This window comes from Fibrobacter sp. UWB2, assembly GCF_002210425.1.
Classification (GTDB): Bacteria; Fibrobacterota; Fibrobacteria; order Fibrobacterales; family Fibrobacteraceae; genus Fibrobacter; species Fibrobacter elongatus.
Genome location: NZ_MWQK01000003.1, coordinates 17,171 through 35,382 on the forward strand (window position 1 = coordinate 17,171; position 18,212 = coordinate 35,382).

The 18,212-nt window shown below is 51.5% G+C and carries 8 protein-coding genes; 1 reads left to right on the plus strand and 7 read right to left on the minus strand.

Going from position 1 to position 18,212, the window contains the following annotated elements:
- Window positions 1-335 precede the first annotated feature (335 nt).
- Complete coding sequence (locus tag B7982_RS06310; protein ID WP_088660031.1) at window positions 336-2,672, minus strand: family 43 glycosylhydrolase; 2,337 nt, start codon at window positions 2,670-2,672, stop codon at window positions 336-338.
- Between the two features lie 333 nt (window positions 2,673-3,005).
- Between B7982_RS06310 and B7982_RS06315 the strand changes: the two genes are divergently transcribed.
- Window positions 3,006-4,490: a PHB depolymerase family esterase gene (locus B7982_RS06315; protein WP_088660032.1), complete on the plus strand. Its 1,485-nt coding sequence runs from the start codon at window positions 3,006-3,008 to the stop codon at window positions 4,488-4,490.
- A gap of 478 nt (window positions 4,491-4,968) precedes the next feature.
- Here the strand turns inward: B7982_RS06315 and B7982_RS06320 are convergent, their stop codons facing one another.
- The 6 genes from B7982_RS06320 to B7982_RS06345 all read right to left on the minus strand — a co-directional run bounded on the left by B7982_RS06320 (window position 4,969) and on the right by B7982_RS06345 (window position 18,164).
- Entirely contained in the window at window positions 4,969-6,609 is a 1,641-nt protein-coding gene (locus B7982_RS06320; protein WP_233138404.1) for a sialate O-acetylesterase, read from the minus strand.
- 199 nt (window positions 6,610-6,808) lie between these two features.
- Window positions 6,809-8,428 (minus strand): sialate O-acetylesterase, encoded by a 1,620-nt coding sequence (locus B7982_RS06325; protein WP_088660034.1) that lies wholly within the window; start codon window positions 8,426-8,428, stop codon window positions 6,809-6,811.
- Window positions 8,429-8,502: 74 nt separating this feature from the next.
- Window positions 8,503-10,575, minus strand: coding sequence for a carbohydrate-binding protein (locus tag B7982_RS06330; protein ID WP_088660035.1), 2,073 nt, complete (start codon window positions 10,573-10,575; stop codon window positions 8,503-8,505).
- A 580-nt stretch (window positions 10,576-11,155) separates the two neighbouring features.
- The gene (locus B7982_RS06335; protein ID WP_088660036.1) at window positions 11,156-13,348 is read right to left on the minus strand and encodes a carbohydrate-binding protein; all 2,193 of its coding nucleotides are present in this window, start codon (window positions 13,346-13,348) and stop codon (window positions 11,156-11,158) included.
- A 172-nt stretch (window positions 13,349-13,520) separates the two neighbouring features.
- Complete coding sequence (locus B7982_RS06340; RefSeq protein ID WP_088660037.1) at window positions 13,521-15,743, minus strand: carbohydrate-binding protein; 2,223 nt, start codon at window positions 15,741-15,743, stop codon at window positions 13,521-13,523.
- A gap of 189 nt (window positions 15,744-15,932) precedes the next feature.
- Complete coding sequence (locus B7982_RS06345) at window positions 15,933-18,164, minus strand: carbohydrate-binding protein (protein ID WP_233138405.1); 2,232 nt, start codon at window positions 18,162-18,164, stop codon at window positions 15,933-15,935.
- Window positions 18,165-18,212: the final 48 nt, after the last annotated feature.

Genomic DNA, 18,212 nt, shown 5'->3' on the forward strand with positions numbered 1-18,212 from the left:
GTTTATTTCCCATTTTACCTATGAAGAAAATACCTTTTGGATTGGCGATTATCACTTAGCGGTAAACATTTTCCATTGCGGTTTTGACAATGGGTTGAGGGGATAAAATGTGTAATAGGGGTGTTTTAAGAACAACCAAAAACGGCTTGGATATACCCGCAGGAAAGCAAGCTTTCAGAATGTGATTCAGCCCTTTGGTTGTTCTGGGAAGTGTGATAGGGAGTGTTTGCAGAACAACCAAAAACGGCTAGAAAATGGATGCACATAAGCTGCGCTTCTGGCATCCGCTTTCTAGCCTTGGGGGTGTTTGAGGAACTATGAATTAATATGAAGAATTACTTTGTTACGGAGAGGCGGAGGGTGTTGCCGGTGGTGAGAGACTTGACGACGTACACGCCGCTTTCCTTCACGAGGCTGTTCACCTTGCTACGCACATCGAAGTTGTTGGATGCATCAACGCGACCGATGAACTTACCGTTCAAGCCATAGACGCCATAAGTCTGCACGCCCTGCACATTATAGCGAACGCCCTTTGTGATGCCAATCGTCTCTTCCGGATCCTTAGCATCCGCACCCTTCACGAACGTAAAGTAGTCGATATCAAGCCAAGAGCCAACAACCGTGAAGCGGAGTACATGTTCGCCTTCCGGGAGTTTTACGTTTGCTTTTACCTTGTTATAATCGTCATAATTTTCTTCGCCAGAACTTGCCGCCGGCACAGAGAGTTCTTCAGTAATGTCCTTGCCATCCAAGGAGAGCTTGAAGCTCGAAGTGGAACCCGCAGCAGCAACAGCCGCAAACATGGTGTAATCTCCCGCTTCCTTCACATTCACGGTGTATTCGAGCCAGTCGCCTTCACTGTTGTAGCCCACAATGACGCCAGTTGCCTTCTTGTAAAGGTCTACGCCAGTTCCCTTGCGGTAGTCGCTATCGCCGTGGTTCTCGGAATCGCCATCATAGTAAGAGGAACCATCCTTGCCCTTGCCCGGCACGTCAAAGTTTTCAGCTTCAATCTTGCCCGGGATTGCATTTGCAGGGCAGTTTTCGCCAGCGGCACAGAACGGAGTCTGCGGAACAGGTTCAGAACCAGCGCCATCAAGATAAATTTCATCGTTCACATCGGTACCGACCTTGAACCAGTCGAAGTCTGCATAGCCGCCCGCCTGCTTGGTCGCAAAGTTGAAGAGGCCCCAGCGCACGCCCACGAACATGTGGAGGTCATAATTGAGCTTCACATCGTTGCCAATCTTTTTCCAAGAGCTACCATCGGTGCTGTAATAGAAATATGCAGTACCACGGTCAATCGGCAAGTCAAAATCGATTCGCAGATAAACCTTGGAGTCCGAAAGATTTTCACTTGTTACAAGTCTTTCGCCATCCTTGTTTCCGCTATACATCACAACCTTGTAGTTACCGCCATCTTTAGCAAGCGCGACAAAGCCCTTGTCATCCTGCAAAGCAACGAGACCCGCAATATCGCCATCCTTCATGCCCTTGCCGTCAACAAGCGTACGGCCAGAACTCTTAGGGCCAAAGGAACGCTGTGTCAAAGTGTTCTTTGCATTCACGACACGGCTATCCGTGCGGCCCGTGGTAATGCGGAAAAATCCCGGATTTGCAGACAAGCTCCAGTTTTTGTTATCGGGGTTATGGTTGAACTGCCATTCGAGAGCAAGTTCGCCAGATTCAAAATCGTCACTCGTGACCATGCCGTAGCCCGGGAGCGGAGATTCCGGCAAGTCAATTGTCGAAGGAGCCTTGGAGCCGCTCGTAGGCACGGGCCAACCGTCTTTCCATTCCATCGGCACCAGGTGCGACATACGGCCAACCGGGCCGGAATCGCGGAACAAAAGCGCATACCACTTGCCATCGGGAGTATCGAAAATGCCACCCTGCGCAACACCGTTATCTGAGAGGAAAACTCTTCCTGTATATCCGCTCAAGAGGTTCTTAGAACGGTAAACCACTTCGGTACGGCAGGAACCGCTCGGCCAAGAAATCGTGAACAGGTAGTATTCACCGTTCACCTTTTCCATGTGCGAGCCTTCCTGCTGCACGATATAGCCGCTCTTACCAGTAGCCTGATTGACGCTCACGCCGCCGAGCTTACCGCTACGGCCACCAGCCTTCACGCCGCTAGCATCGTCGTTCAACTGCACGTAGCTAATCTGGTCACCACTGCCGTAGAACACCCACACGGTGCCATCGTCATCAAAGAACAAAGAAGGGTCATGGTAGAACGGGAGCTGCACTTCGGACCACTGGCCACTTTCCACATCGGCGGTCTTGTACAAATGAGTTTTGCCCGTCGTGTAAGACGGAGTCAGCACGTAGAAAAATCCCTTGTGGTAGCGGATGCTCGATGCCCAAGAGCCCTTACCGTAGGCATCCCTGCCGCCATTCAAATTCTGCTGGTCATTGTTGGCAAGCGTCTGGTAGGCATAACCCACAGTGCGCCACTGCGCCAAATCCGTGCTTTTGAAAACCGGCACGCCAGGCGCAAAATGCATGGTCGTCGTGACCATGTAATAAGCATCGTCAACACGGACAATGGAAGGGTCCGGGCTATCGACATACATGATCGGGTTATTGACCTTAACGGCTGCACTATTCACTACAGCAAAAGCAGCCAAAACCACAGCCGACTTCGCCATCTTACTAAACAATCCCATAATCACTCCTTTTCCAACCAAGGCTAGATAAGATTAACAATCATAATTTATCCCATTTACATGGTTTTAACCCGCAATCGCACGCCCTTTTTATGGATTTTTTATCAATAACACCCCATTACGGCCCCGAAAACGTGTCGAAAACCGCGCCTCTTTTGTAAAAATTCCTTTTCGCAATTTTCACAACGCTTTATAATTTTTCACAACACCAATTCGCAACACCCGAGGAACATCCATCTATATTTTGGATAGGTCTAGCGAAGATTGTGGGGATTTGGTTGGACCGGGTGGATGAATAGAGTTTGGAATGTTTAACTATAAAAAGGAGTCGCTATGACCATGTTTAAATCCATGGCATTCGCAGGAACAGTAGCAGCACTCAGCTCACTGTCTTTCGCTTGGAGCATCAATGGTGTCGTGTCCTCAAAAGCAGGGCAGCCGCTTGCAGGTGTAAAAATCAATTCTTTCAACTACGCAAACGTCGAAACCACTTCGGGAGCCGACGGTAGTTTCAGCCTCGCCTACGACGAAATGGGCTTGAAGGTCATCAAGGCCGCAAGACCGACCGTCCAGTTCAACTACAACGTCATTACCATTTCGGGCCTCAACGCCCAGACGCTTACTGTTTCCGTCATGGACGCTCTCGGCAAGGTCGCCTTCTCCAAGACGCAGCACAATGTTAGCGGCTCCATCAGCCTCGACTTGAACAAGACTACCGCCAAGGGCGCAAAGTACCTCCGCGTCAACGCCGACGGCAATCGCGACACTTACCAGATTGGCAAGACGGTCACCCTCATGAAGGATGGCGACCCGCTGCCGACCCTCATGTTCGCCAAGGAAGGCTACAACAACTATACTTACACGATGAAGAGCTTCACCGAAGCAGGTATCGCCATCGTGATGGAACCTGCAACACAGCAGCCGTCCAGCTCCAGCAAGAAGGCCGAATCGAGCTCTTCTGCAAAGCCGGCATCTTCTAGCTCCGTCGCTGTTTCTTCTAGCAGCGCCAAGGTCGAAGACGTCATCAGCTGCACTGGCAAGACTTACCAGTCTGGCGACCACAAGATGTCCGTGAACGTCGACGGCAAGAACCGTACGTTCATCATGCACGTGCCGAGTGCCTACAAGGGCGACAAGCCGGTACCTCTCGTTGTTGACTACCACCCGATCGGCGGTAGCGGCCAGGGCCAGCTCAGCGGTACCACTTACAAGTCTCAGACTGACCCGGAAGGCGTCATCTCCCTCTACCCAGATGGCACTGGTGGAAAGTCCATGATGGGTGCTGGCTGGAACGTGGGTCCGTGCTGCTCTAACGATGACGACGTCAAGTTCTCTCGTGAAATGATCAAGGCCGTTGAAGAAAAGGTCTGCATCGATACCAAGCGCGTTTACGCAACCGGTTTCTCGATGGGTGGCGGTATGAGTAACCATGTGGCATGCTTCATGTCCGACATTTACGCAGCAGTTGCTCCGGCAGCTATGGACTTGAACAAGACCAACAGCGCAAAGTGCAACCCGGAACGTCCGATTTCCATCATCATGTTCCGCGGCACAAACGATAACGTCTGCCGTTACCAGGGTGGCGATAGCGGATTCAACGACGGTTTGAACTTCTTGGGTGCCGAAGGCAACTTCAATTTCTGGAAAGAAAAGAATGGCTGCACAGGCTCTCCGTCCAAGAACTCCAACGGCTGTAACGAATACTCCAACTGCAAGGACGGCACGAAGGTTGTGCTCTGCACCAAGCAGGGTGGTGGTCATGAACAGGGCGATGGCAAGGTCGGTTGGCCGTTCCTGAAGTCCTTCACGTTGCCGTAATGAATTTGATTTCATAATTCATCCTATATACACCATAATCGCTCCGGGCAACCGGGGCGATTCTTTTATCTTGTATAGTTGTCAACTACTGAAATTTTGAAAAACACCCCAAAACCAGCTTTTCCACATTCAAAACTACAGACAACGTTTAAATATTACGTGAAAGCCACGTATTTTCAAACCTTTTTCACGTAAATTTCACCATTTTCTAAAAATTTCATTTTTTTTCACACACCAACAGGCATTCAAACCACCGATTACTTTTTATAAATGCGGACCATTGCGCATTCTTGATAACGCGCCGCGATCTCCGACTCCATACGAAAAGAGCCCCGGCGGTTGCCGAGGCCCTATAGGAGTCACACTAATTTTTCCCGTGTATTATTCTCTCATTTTATTTTATTAGCCGTACATGATGCCAAGAGCAACAGCGACGACAAAGAAGAAAGCGATTTGCTTTACAACTACCAACTCGTTTTTATTCATGTATCACCACCTTTTTTGTTAGAGATTTTTCCCCGTTCTTGCGGACAAAGAACACACCCTTTGCCTGCTTGCGGAGCTTTGCGTTTTCCCTCACTAGATTCATCGCTTCGTTCATTCCCTTTGCGGTAAACGAACTCAGCTTAATACCCTGCATGTCGAACACGCTATAGTAGCCTTCGGCTTCAGTTGCGCTAAAGCGGAGATTCTTGATTCCGATAGGCGGCTGAGCGCTGATTTCCTTGAATTCGATATAGTCAATATCAATCCAGTCGTTTGCAATTTCAATCTTCAGTTCGTGTTCGCCAGCCTTCAGGGAAACCTTGCCACCATCGACGATAGAGAACGTGTCAAAGCCCTTGCCTTCGTTCACCATTTCATCGCCAATGCGCTTGTCATCCATGTAGAGCACAATGCTACCGGTTCCATTGTCGCCAGCGACGTTAGCTACAATTCCGTAATCGCCATCGGCCTTGACATTTACGGTGTACTTGAGCCATTCGCCCTTCTGGCAGTGACCGACGACAATGCCCATGTTCGGCTGGTAAATATCGACATCGTTCTTGCGGAGCTTACCGCCTTCGTTGCCCTTGCTCAAATCGTAATAGGCCTTGTCGGCGCCGCCCTTGTTGTAGTTTTCAGCTTCGACCTTGCCAGGGATTTCAATCGGGTCCGTGTACGGGCCATATTCCTCGGGCGGTTCATCCGGAACCGTAGACTGGCTCGGGTCCACAAGGTTTACCGGCGGAGCATCCGGATCAATCGTCTTGTCGATAAGCTTGAGCATTTCGGAGCAGTAGCGCTTGCCTAGTTCAATCACGCCCGCACGGCCAAAGTGGTACGGATCCTTGCCGTTACCCTGCAAGCCCTTGGAAGAGGCAAGTCCGAACTTCTTGAAATTTTGCTTGAGCTGGGCAATGCCGCCGTTTTTGCTAGAGCAGCAGTTCTGGCCTTCCTGGAGGAGTTCGCCCGCCACAAACGGCACTTCGTTTTCGTCCAAGCCAAGCGCATCAATCACGTCCTTGTAGGTCTTGTAAACGGTCTTGCGCCAGTTGGCATCGGTACCGTCACTTTCGCCCTGGTGGAAGATGAAGCCCTTGATGACGCCCACTTCCTTTGCCTTCTTGGCAAGTTCCAGAATGCGTCCCGGAGGGTTGTTGTCGTAATCCTTGGGCCAGCCCCAGTTCATGATGTCCTTGCCATCGCCCCTGAAATAAGCTTCGTACTGATCCTTGTCGAAGGCGCGGATGCTCACAGCACCGATGGCAACCGGGATAATGCCCACGGTCACGCCCGGCAAGGAATCGGCCATAGCGCGGCCAAAGTAGTCCGCCGGGGAGAGGTTTTCGAACGGATGGAACATCGGAGGAATTGCCGGGTACCATTCGCCCGTCTTGATAGACTGATTCGTCTTGCCGCTGCGTTGGCTTGCATTTGCATTGTGCGAAGCAAGCATGATAAAGTTCTTGGGCGGATTTGCCTGGTCCTCGGACGGTACGATATCGCCGTTGCCCGCCATGTTGGACTGCCCGTAAGCAATGTAAATATGGAAGTTCGGGTTCGGAGCCGCATTCGCCCCAACCGCAAACATAGAAAGCCCAGCAGCAACACCTGCATAGGCCAGGATTTTTTTCAATTCTCTTTCCACGCTCATTTTTATATCCCTTAATCCAAAATTTCTATAAAGAATCTACCCTAAAAAAGCCGTTTTGTAGCACAGCAGGGCTCCATATAATATGGACGTTTTGTCAATGAATTGCGAAATTCGCTCAAAAAACGCATTTTGTAAAAAAAAGAGTCCTAGCATCCGCCAGGACCCTTCATGGAGTCTAGAATTATTCGAAAACGACAACCTTCTTGCTCATGAGTTTGGCGCCATTTTTGCGGATGAAGAACACTCCCTGAGCCTGCTTGCGGAGCTTGGCATCCGTCTTGACGAGGTTCATCGCGTCGGCCATTCCCTTCGCGGTAAACGTCCCGAGCTTTTGGCCCTGCATGCTGTACACGCTAAAGTTGCTTTCGGCTTCAGTCATGTCAAAACGGACCTTTGCAATCGCGCTCGGCGGGTCTTCCTTCTTGGGCTCGCTGAACTGGATCCAGTCGATATTCACGTAGTTGGCGGTGATTTCGAGCTTGAGCACGTGCTTACCGGCCTTCAAGGTGACCTTTTCCTTCACGGAAATCGTCTTGTACGTGTCCCAGGAATTGTCGGCAGTCTGCGGCACGGAAACATCATCCGTTATGGCTTTTTCGTCGATGTAAAGCTTGAACGCAGAGGTGGAATTACCGGCAGCGACACTTGCATCGATATTGTATTCGCCATCAGCCTTCACGTCTACCGTGTATTCAAGCCATTCGCCAGTCTGCGTGTAACCAAGAGCAACGCCATCGCCCGCCTTGTACAAGTCTACGCCCGTATCCTTGCGGTAATCGCTATCACCGTGGTTTTCGGAATCTTCGTCACTGTAAGAGGCGTTACTCGTACCGTCTTCGTTCTTGCCGATACCCGGCTTGTCAAAATCTTCGACTTCGACCTTGCCCGGAATAGCAATCGGAGCACCCTTGAACGGTTCCTGCGGGACAGGGTCAACAGGCGCCACGTTGATGAGCTTGAGCATTTGCTGGGCATAACGCTCACCCATGCCGCGGTAGCCTTCTACGGTAAAGTGGAGGCCGTCCCCCTTAGAGCCGTAACCCTTGGAACTTGCGACACCAAAGTTTGCAATGTACTTGGAAAGCCCACGCACACGACTGCTAAAGCCAGCACACGAACCGCCATCCACCATTTCGCCCGCGACAAACGGAGTTTCTTCGGCATTCAGGCCAAGCTGCTTGAGCATGTATTCGTAAGTCTTCTTGACAATCTGCTCCCAGTTGCTCATGCCGCCATCGGTTTCGCCCTGGTGGAAGATGATCCCCTTGATGACGCCCTTTTCCTGAGCCTTCTTGGCGACTTCAATAATGCGGCCCATGGCATTGCCATCGTCACCGTAAGCCTTGGCTCCGTTCTTCAGCCAGCTTTCCGCAGAATTGAGGTAATTCTTGTAATCGTCCGGGTCAAACAAGCGGATACTCGTACCGCCCTGAGCCACCGGAATAATGCCAATCGTCACGTTCGGCAAGGAATCTGCCATGTGGCGGCCAAACCAGTCAGCGACAGAAAGGCCTTCACCGCACTTGAACATTGGCGGCACTGCCGGGTACATTTCACCGACCGTAGGGCGGCCAAGACTCGGGCAAGACGTTGTTGCAAACATTTTCACGCGAGGATGTTCCTTCTTATCGACATCCGTAAAGTTCCTCGCGTTACCTTCCATGTTCGATTGCCCGTAAGCAATGTAAATATGGAAGTTCGGGTCCGGAGCCGCATTTGCACCCGTTACCGCAAACATAGAGAGGCCTGCAGCAACACCTGCAATGCCCATCAGCTTTTTGAAGCTCATTTCCACACTCATATCTATCTCCCTTTTAACAAACTCTTAAAAAAACAGGAGCCAATTGCTCGGCTCCCGTTTTTAGGAATATGAAATTATTTTGCCACAGAAATGCGGTAGGATTTGCCCCCCAGCGACTTCACAAAGTAAATGCCATTCTGACGCACCACGCTCTTGGTCATGCGCTGGACATCGGCCTTGGTCGTAGCAAGGAACTTGCCCACGAGCACGCCGTTCACGTCGAAGACACTGTAATTTTCGGCTTCGGTCGGCAAGCGGAAATTAGCACCGCGCAAACCAATCGTCTTATCGTCCGGATCGGCAGCATCCTTGCCCTTTGCAAAGTTGAAGTAGTCGATATCGAACCAGGAACCCGTCACCGTCATGCGGAGAATATGTTCGCCAGCCGGGAGCGTTACGTTGGCCTTGACCTTCACAAAGTCATCGAAGCTCGTTCCCGAAAGTGCGACATTTTCTACAAGAGTTTTTCCATCCAAGGAGAGCGAGAAACCAGACGTCGAATTACTCGTAGCGACAGAAGCAAACATTGTGTAATCACCAGCTTCCTTCACGTTCACGGAGTATTCGAGCCATTCGCCTTCTTCGTTATAGCCGACCACATAGCCAGTAGCCTTCTTGTAAATATCGACACCCGTGCCTTCGCGGTAGTTCGTTTCGCCACGGTCTTCGGAATCGTTTTCGCTATAAGACTTGTTGCCCTTGCCCGTACCCGGAACGTCAAAGTTTTCGGCTTCGATTTTGCCCGGGATTTCAGCGACCTTACCACCAAACGGTTCGCGAGGTACAGGATCTGCCGGAGTGCCACTGCCCACGAGTGTCACAATGCAGTCCTTGTTGCTTGAATTGCCGGCATCCATGGTAATCGTCACGGAGCCATTCTTGACTTCGACTTCGCCTTCGTACTTTGCATTTTTCGCTTCGCTAGTGGTGTACACATGGAAAGTTTCCACATCGGCACCCTTCACATTGACGGTCACAGTCTTGCTATTCTTGTAGTCGCGGTTCACGAGCACCACGATAACGCTATCGCCATCTTTGCTCTTGTATGCACTTGCAAAGACTTCCTTTTCGGGGTTTGCCGTAGCGCCCACGCGGACAGCACCCGGGCGGACAAAGCGCGCAAACTGGCTCATCACGTAGCCGCGCTTAGAAATCTTGCCGATTTCGTTCTGCGGAATCTGGAGTTTGTTTCCAAAATCCTTTTCCATGATGAGGCCGTAGCAACGACGGATGTACCACCAGGTGTACTGATTGAAATTGCCCACGACCATGGCGCGGTGGATTTCGTAAGCCACGTCCATGGCGTTCACGGTATCGCGCTTGTTGGCGTTCGCCTGGTCACCCGTATTCGTAATCGTGCGCCAGTAGTTACCGCTTCCCTGGCTTTCGGTATAGTGTTCCGTCATCCAGCGTTCGACTTTTTTCTGGTCAGCAAGGCTGTACTGGAAGAAGTTGTCCCCAGTCCTTCGGTCACTCGCGTAAAAATGCGCGCCGAGAATGTCCCAGTTCTTGAGGGCATTGGCATCGTTCAAGACCTTGTTGTAGAGGTTCTTGTCATAACGGAAGGATTCCGTCGAAATCACCTTCGCGCCATTCTTGCGCATCTTGTCGGCATAGCCCTTGGTGAAGTTGTAGATTTCGTCGGCACTCCAGCAGGCCCATTCACCGCACCAGTCCGGTTCGTTACTGATGGAGATGGCGTACAGGGGAACGCCCTGATTCTTCATGTAATCGTTGAAGTTGTTCAGGTGGTCCACGTACTTCTGGTAATTCGAAGAAGCCATGTGCTGGTTCGCCCCTGCGTACGGCGATGTCCACGGAGTCGCGTAAAGGATAAAGTCATCGCCGGCGTACTTTTTGGCATACTTTGCGGCCTGAACTTCCTTGTTGAAGTCATTGGAATTGGCGTAAACCGGAATACGGAGCGTGTTGAGGCCAATTGTGCCATCGCCCGTACCAAAAGCGATCTTCGCATCGGCTTCGGAAAGGCCACCACCGCCCTGCCACTGGTTATGCACCATGCCACCAAACCCGCGAATCACCTGGTGTTCTTCCGTTACGTCGACATTGACCGTCGAGGCAAAAGCAGGTATAGCAAAAACCAAACCGTAAGCGGCAGCCTTCAAGACTTCACCCATGCGCTTCATAGTAAATCTCCTAAAAAAGTAATCCCATATTTTTTCGTAATTTAAATTTATACCCATCGCGCAATCATTTTACACCCCCAGAATAATTTTCCATTGTCAATTTGGTAATGCGTAGGCCGAGCGTCGCAACCGTAAATACAACAAATGCGTAGGCCGAGCGTCGCGGATGCACACAGTTGCGTAAGGCGAGTGATGCAGGATTGCTCGCAAGCCTATATCCGAGCCTAGCAACTGGCATTTGCACATAGTGCAAATGCAAACACCTCGGAACATTCGTCCCGAGGTGTAATGACGCCATTCAGCGCCATTAGGGTGTGTGGTTTAGGAGGATCGTTTGGGCTTCAGGCGCCCTACAAGGCCGTAAACAATAGCCTATCGCAAACTCAAAAACATCTCAAATTTTTCGCCTGCAAAACGGCAAGGCTTTCCAATATGGAATTTAGAATCTCCAGACGCCCAAAAGGCATTTTTCCAAATATTTATCATTGACATTTTGGTAATGGGGCAGCGACAAAAAAACACCCCAGAGCTTTTGCCTTCGGGGTGCTTTTCGTTATTTGGTTTCGGAATTATATGAATTTTATCTTGCGACAGAGGTCATGAAGGTCTTGTGGCCGTCAACGCTCTTAAGCATGTAAACGCCCTTGTTGAAACCAGCACTCTGGAGAGCTTCGGCGGCCTTCTTTCCGGCGAGTTCCACCGTGCCGAGCAGCTTGCCGCTCACGCTATACACGCGGTAGGTGCTCGGAGCATTTGCCTGGAACTTCACAGTCGGCTTGAGACCAACCTTTTCCACATCGCCAAGGGAGAACCAGTCTACGTTCACATTGTCGCCCGTAATCACGAGACGAATCACGTGCGTGCCCTTGGTAAGTTTCGCCTTGCCTCCGTCAAATTCCTTATAGACGCTCCAGTCTTCACCGGTCTGCGGAACCGTAATGGTATCGCCAATTGCCTTGCCATCGGCCAAGAAGCAGAAGCTTGCGCTTTCCATGCCAGTAGAAGCCGAGGCCTTAATCGCATAATCACCGTCTTCCGGGACTTCGACCGTGTATTCGAGCCATTCGCCAGAAGCGGTATAGCCAATCGCCATGCCCGTACCGCCTTCGACAATGTCAACGCCCTGGTCTTCGCGGAACTTGGCATCGCCCTGGTTTGCCTTTTCGTTATCGCTGTAAGAATCCACATCGCCACCGCGGCCAACGCCCGGGATGTCATAATGTTCAGCTTCAATCTTTGCCGGAAGCGTCACAGCCTTTTCGCCATACGGTTTCTGCGGTTCCGGCGGAGTTGTGCCGCTACCTTCAAAGCCCCAAGCCTTAATTGCCATGGTGGAGTCCTGAGAGCCCTTGAACACGAGGAAAATTTCATCTACGATGCCCTTGAGGCCGGTCACTTCGCAGGAATTTTCTGCAAAAGTGTTCTTGTTGCCGGTATTCTTGAGCGTACAAGAGCCAGCGAGCGTACCTGTAGCAGAGCCCGAATGAATTTCAATCTTGTTGCCATCAGCAGCGCTTGCCGCCTGAACCACAAAGCCCGTTGCCGCCGTACCAAAGTCCACGCCACTCACGCGAATCCAGGATTCCTTCGTGGAAAGCGGGAGCAAGAGGTGTTCTGCGACCTTGCCCGGAGTCCAGTTCGAACGGCTGCGGATGCCTTTCTGCTTAGAACTCGTGAGTGCCGGATACCAGTCATACGGATCGAAGTTTTCAATCTGTTTCGGGCCTTCCTTCGTGAAGGTCAGTTCCTTCATGGTACCGTCACCGTTGTAGAAAAACTCGTCAACACTCACGCTGCGGTGGAATGCCGGCACCGGATTCGCCTTACCGTCATCGGCAGGAATCTTTTCCAAGCCGTCGTAACCGTTGGCAATGCGGCGGTCATGATAAGCGACATACCAGTGGCCCTTGAATTCGGCAATGCCGTGGTGGTTATTGTTGTTGGCGTTGATGTTCTGGCCGCCAATGTTCGGGTTACCCATGAAAATGCCCTTGTATTCATAAGGACCCATGGGGTTCTTGGACATGCCGTATGCAATGCGCAAATCCGCCGTACTGTAAGAGAGATAGTAATTACCCTTATACTTGTGGATGTAAGAGGCTTCCATCGCCTTCGGACCACCAATCTTCAGGTGAGTCTTGGTGCTCACATCGAAGCCCTTCATGTCCTTGTTGAGCTTGTAGATGTTGAAAATGTCGTTATTGTTGTTATTTGCCGGGCGGCTATCGCTGCTACCGCCACCAAAGGTGAAGTAGCCTGTACCGTCGTCATCGAAGAAAATTGCCGGGTCAAAGCACCAACCAATACCGTCGCAGTCCGAAATACCGCCACCCCAGTTGTTGATGAGCTTCTTGTTGCCAGAGACCGGGTTTGTCCACGGACCTGCAATACTATCGGCACCGATGAGGCCAACGCCGCCGCCACCGCCATCCGGGAACACAATGTAGAGTCTGTGGTCATTCGGGTTCACCGCAATACCAGAAGCCCAGATATCACCAATGCCATCGACCTTGCGGGCATCATAAATGATACCGAAGTCGGTCCAGTTCTTCATATCCTTCGTGCGGAAACCGTAAAGGGCCTTGATATTATAGCCATTGGCATTCGATGCAGCAGGGTCATCCGAGTCGGTTATGACATAGAAATAAGTATCATCGGCAGCGGCACCCGGGTCCGCCAAGTAATGGTAAGCCGAAATCGGGTTATCGGCAAGTGCGCCAACACCAAAACCGGCGAGCAAGCCTGCCATCGTTAAACGTTTCAGTAATCTCATTGTTCACTCCTTGGGATCGACCAAACACACCGCCATCCCGTTTTTTATAAAACTACCCTCAGAAACGCCAAAAGACCCACGAAAAATCGTAGGTCTCATGGACAAAAAGTCAATAAAAGGAGATGCCCGATCAAGTCGGGCATGACATTAAAGCCTGTCGGGCATGACATCCTTAGCGAGTGGTGCGAACTTTTGCCACCGCGCCGTTGTAACGGTTACGGATGATGCAAACGCCCTGCACGTTCTTGGACTGCGGATTTTCGCGCCAGAGCTTCTTGGCTTCGTGGATATTGCGGGCCGTGAAGCTAGAAACCTTCTTGCCGGTCAAGTCGAACACGTCGAAGTTTGCGACTGCATCTGCACCAAGCACCCTGAAGCCCTTGATACCAATCGTTTCGTCGTCCGGATCCTTAGCGTCCTTCCCTTTAGCAAACGTCATATAGTCGATATCGAACCAGTCGCCCGTAACAGTGAAGCGCAGGACATGTTCACCGGCCGTGAGCTTCACATTGGCCTTGACCTTCACAAAGTCATCCCAGCTGTCGCCGGAAACCGGGACTTCAGCGATAGACTTGTCGTCAATGGAAAGCGTAAAGCTAGCAGTGGAATTGTCCGTTGCCACAGAAGCAAACATCGTGTAGTCGCCATCTTCCTTGACGTTCACGGTATATTCAAGCCATTCGCCGGACTGGTTGTAGCCCACGACATAGCCTGTAGCCTTCTTGTAGATATCGACGCCAGTGTCTTCGCGGTAGCTCTTGCCACCATTTTCGATGCCATGGTCTTCGGAATCGTTTTCGCTGTAGGACTTGATTTCACTACCGCGGCCAGAACCCGGAATGTCGAAGTCTTCCATTTCAATCTTGCCCGGAATTTCCCAAGCCTTGCCGCTAAACGGCTTCTGCGGTTCCGGAGGAGTCGTGCCACTGCCTTCGAAGCCCCATGCCTTGACAGCCATGGTCGAATCCTGATTACCCTTGAACACGAGGAACAGCTGCTTTACGACGCCCGAGAGGCCTTCGACATCGCACTTGTTTTCGGCATAGGTGTTCTTGTTGCCGGTATTCTTGATGGTGCAAGTACCCGCAAGCGTACCCGTTGCAGAACCCGAGCGGATTTCGACCTTGTTACCATCAGCCGTGCTTGCGGCTTCAACGGTAAAGCCCGTTGCGCCAGCGCCAAAGTCCACGCCCGACACGCGGAGCCAAGCTTCCTTGCTCGAAAGCGGGAGCATCACATGGTCAGCGGCCTTGCCCTGCACAAAGTTAGAGCGGCTGCGGATGCCCTTCTGCTTGGAGCTCGTGAGTGCCGGATACCAATCGTACGGGTCAAAGTTTTCAATCTGTGCCGGACCTTCATCCGTCACCTTCACCGTCTGAATGGTGCCGTCAGCATTGTAGAACATTTCGTCTACAGAAACGCTACGGTGGTAACCTTCGTTCGGTTTTGCCTTGCCATCATCTGCCGGGATAATTTCCAAGCCGTTGTGACCCTTCGCGATACGGCGGTCATGATAGACAACGTAAGAATGTCCCTTGAATTCGGCAATACCATGATGGTTGTTGTTGCCATTGATGCTACGGCCGTTCATGCTCGGGTCGCCAAGAATCGTACCCTTCCAGGTGTACGGGCCCATAACGTTGTTCGAGATACCGTAGTCAATCGTCGGAGCGCCCTGCTGCCAGCCAGTACTGTAAGAGAAGTAGTAAGTACCCTTGTGCTTGTGGATGTAAGAAGCTTCGAGCATCTTGCGGGTCGGCAAGTTGTTCACCTTCACATGGGAACCGTTGCCCACCGGGGCGTTCTTGGCATCGTTCAACTTGACAATGTCGAAGTTATCAGTGTTTGGACGGCTAGTGCTTTCGCCGCCGCCCCATGTCACGTAGGTGGTTCCGTCGTCATCGATAAAGATACCCGGGTCAAAGCACCAGGAAACGCCATCGCAACCGATGATACCGCGACCACCGACAAGCTTATCCTTGCCCTGGCCCACGGCGTTTGTCCAAGGGCCTTCAATTGCAGGCGCCTTGATGTAGCCAATGCCGCCGCCACCGCCATCCGGGAACACGATGTAGAATGTACCGTTGTGGACTGCAATACCAGAAGCCCAAATGTCGTTAATGCCACTTACCTTGCGGGCATCGTAAATAATGCCGTAGTCGGTCCAGTTCTGCATATCCCTACTGCGGAATGCATAGAGGGCGTAAATCTTGTAACCGTTAGAATTGTACGGAGCCGGGTCATCGGAGTCCGTGATGATGTAGAAGTAATCATCGTCAGCAGCAGCACCCGGGTCAGCCAGGTAATGGTAAGTAGAAATTGGGTTATCGGCAAGCGCGCTTACTCCAAAGCCCGCCAAGAGTCCAAACATCGTTACTTTCTTAAGTAGTTTCATAACACTCCTTAGGATCGACCATACACCGTCAATCCATCCAATCTAAAAGTATGTCCAAAATCACAAAAAAGAACGCGGCGGTCCGCAAGCATCATGGACAAAACGTCAACGAGTCCGTAAAAATTTGGATGCAAAAAAGGCCCCTCTTGCGAGAAGCCCTTTTATACGGATGTGTGTTTCTTGGAGATTCTAGCGGGTCGTGCGGACCTTAGCCATCATGCCGGTACCACGGTTGCGGATGATGCACACGCCCTGCACATTAACCTGGGCGCCACCACGCAGCATGTTCTTCGCTTCGTCCATGCTATGGGCCGTGAAGCTAGAGACCTTCTTACCGGTCAAGTCGAACACGTCGTAAGTCGCAGCGGCAATCGCATTCATGCGAATCTTCTGGCGGATAGCCACTTCGCTACCTTCATCCGGGTCCTTGGCATCCTTGCCCTTAGCAAACTGGATATAGTCAATATCCATCCAGTCGCCAATCACGGTAAAGCGGAGGATATGCTTGCCAGCCGGGAGCTTCACATTCGCCTTCACCTTGCTATAGTCGTCATAGTTTTCTTCGCCATCGTTCTTCGGGACAGAAATCGATTCCGTAATATCGTCACCATCGATGGAGAGCTTGAAGCTGGAGGTCGCATTGGCAGAAGCCACAGCCGCAAACATCGTGTAGTCGCCTTCAGCAGCCACATCCACAGTGTATTCCAGCCATTCATCCGTTTGGTTGTAACCGACGACATAGCCCGTAGCCTTCTTGTAGATATCTACGCCAGTGCCTTCGCGGTAGCTCTTGCCACCATTGCTTTCGGCACCGTGGTCATCAGAATCGTTATCAGCGTAAGAATCGTTGCCTGCGCCGTAGCCCGGTTCATCGAAGTTTTCCATTTCAATCTTGCCCGGGATTGCCCAAGCCTTGCCGCCAAACGGAGTCTGCGGTTCAGGTTCGCGCTTCGTGCCCTGGAATTCCCATTCGAGAACGCCCATGGTCGAGTCCTTGCCATTGTTCTTGAACACGAAGAACACCTGGTCAACAACGCCGGTGAGGCCCTTCATTGCGCAATCGTTATCCACGAAGGTCTTGTTATTAGCGGTCTTAGCAAGTTCGCAAGTACCGGCCAACGTGCCGCTCGCGCTACCCGTATGGATTTCAATCTTGTTGCCTTCGCCCACGTTAGCGGCCTTGATGCGGAGGTTTTCAGCACCCTTACCGAAGTCCACGCCAGAAACACGAATCCAAGATTCGCTACGGCTCGTAAGCGGCAAGAGCACATGCACAACGGGCTTGCCCTGAGTCCAGTCCGTACGGCTACGGATGTTCATCTGCTTGGAACTCGTCGTTGCCTTGTAGGTCTTGTACGGGTCAAAGTTCTTGATCTGCTTTGGTCCTTCACGTGTGAAGGTGAGCTTGTTCATCTTGTCGCCATTCCACGTGAGTTCGTCGATAGACACGCTTCTGTGGTTTTCGTAGTTCGGGTTTTCGGAACGCACGCCCTGCTGCGTCGTTGCGGCCGGGTGGTTGTCAGAAGTCACCAAGCGACGGTCGTGGTAAACGGCATACCACTTGTCCTTGAACGGAGCAAAGCCCTGGTGGTTGTTGCCGCCTTCGCCATGAGCGTCCGGCACAGAGCCGATGCCCGGAATAACCGTACCCACAAAGGTATACGGGCCCCAAATATTGTTAGACATACCATAGTCAATCACCTGGCTACGGTTGTTGAAGCTCAAGTAATAAGTGCTACCCTTCTTGTGCAGGTAAGGAGCTTCAAAAGAGTTCGGCAAAGAGACCTTCTTCAATGAGTTCTTGTCGAAAGTAATCTTGCCATTGCTTTCGGTAAAACTGATAATGTCAAAGTTGTTGCCGTAGGGGCGCTGGCCGCTTTCGCCACCACCGAAAATCACGTAACCCTTACCGTCGTCATCGATCAAGATGCCCGGGTCAAAGCAATGCGCAATGCCATCGCAACCTCCGATAAGACTTCCGCCACCAGCAATTCTGTTGACACCATGGGTTTCCTTGACGGGGTCGGTATAAGGCCCGTCGATAGCCGGGGCGGTAATCATACCCACGCCGCTTGCACCATCGGGGTAAACGATATAGACCTTACCATTCTTGACTGCGATGCCCGATGCCCAAGTATTGTTCGGATAGTTCCCGAATTCACGCCTGGAGCGGAAAATCATGCCGTGATCAGTCCAGTTCTTCATGTCTTCAGACGTGAAGGCGTAAAGGCCGACAATATCGTAGTTCCAGTTCGTCTGGTTGTTATAGTCATCCACATCGGTCAAGATGTAGAAGGTATCACCGTCAGAGGCGCAAGAAGGGTCCGCCAGATAGTGATAGCTAGAAATAGGGTTGTCAGCAAGCGCGCTTACACCAAAGCCAGCAATTAAGCCCAGTGCAGCCAAACGTTTCATGTTCATACACACTCCTTCGGACCAGCCATACACCGCCAATCCATCCATTATTAA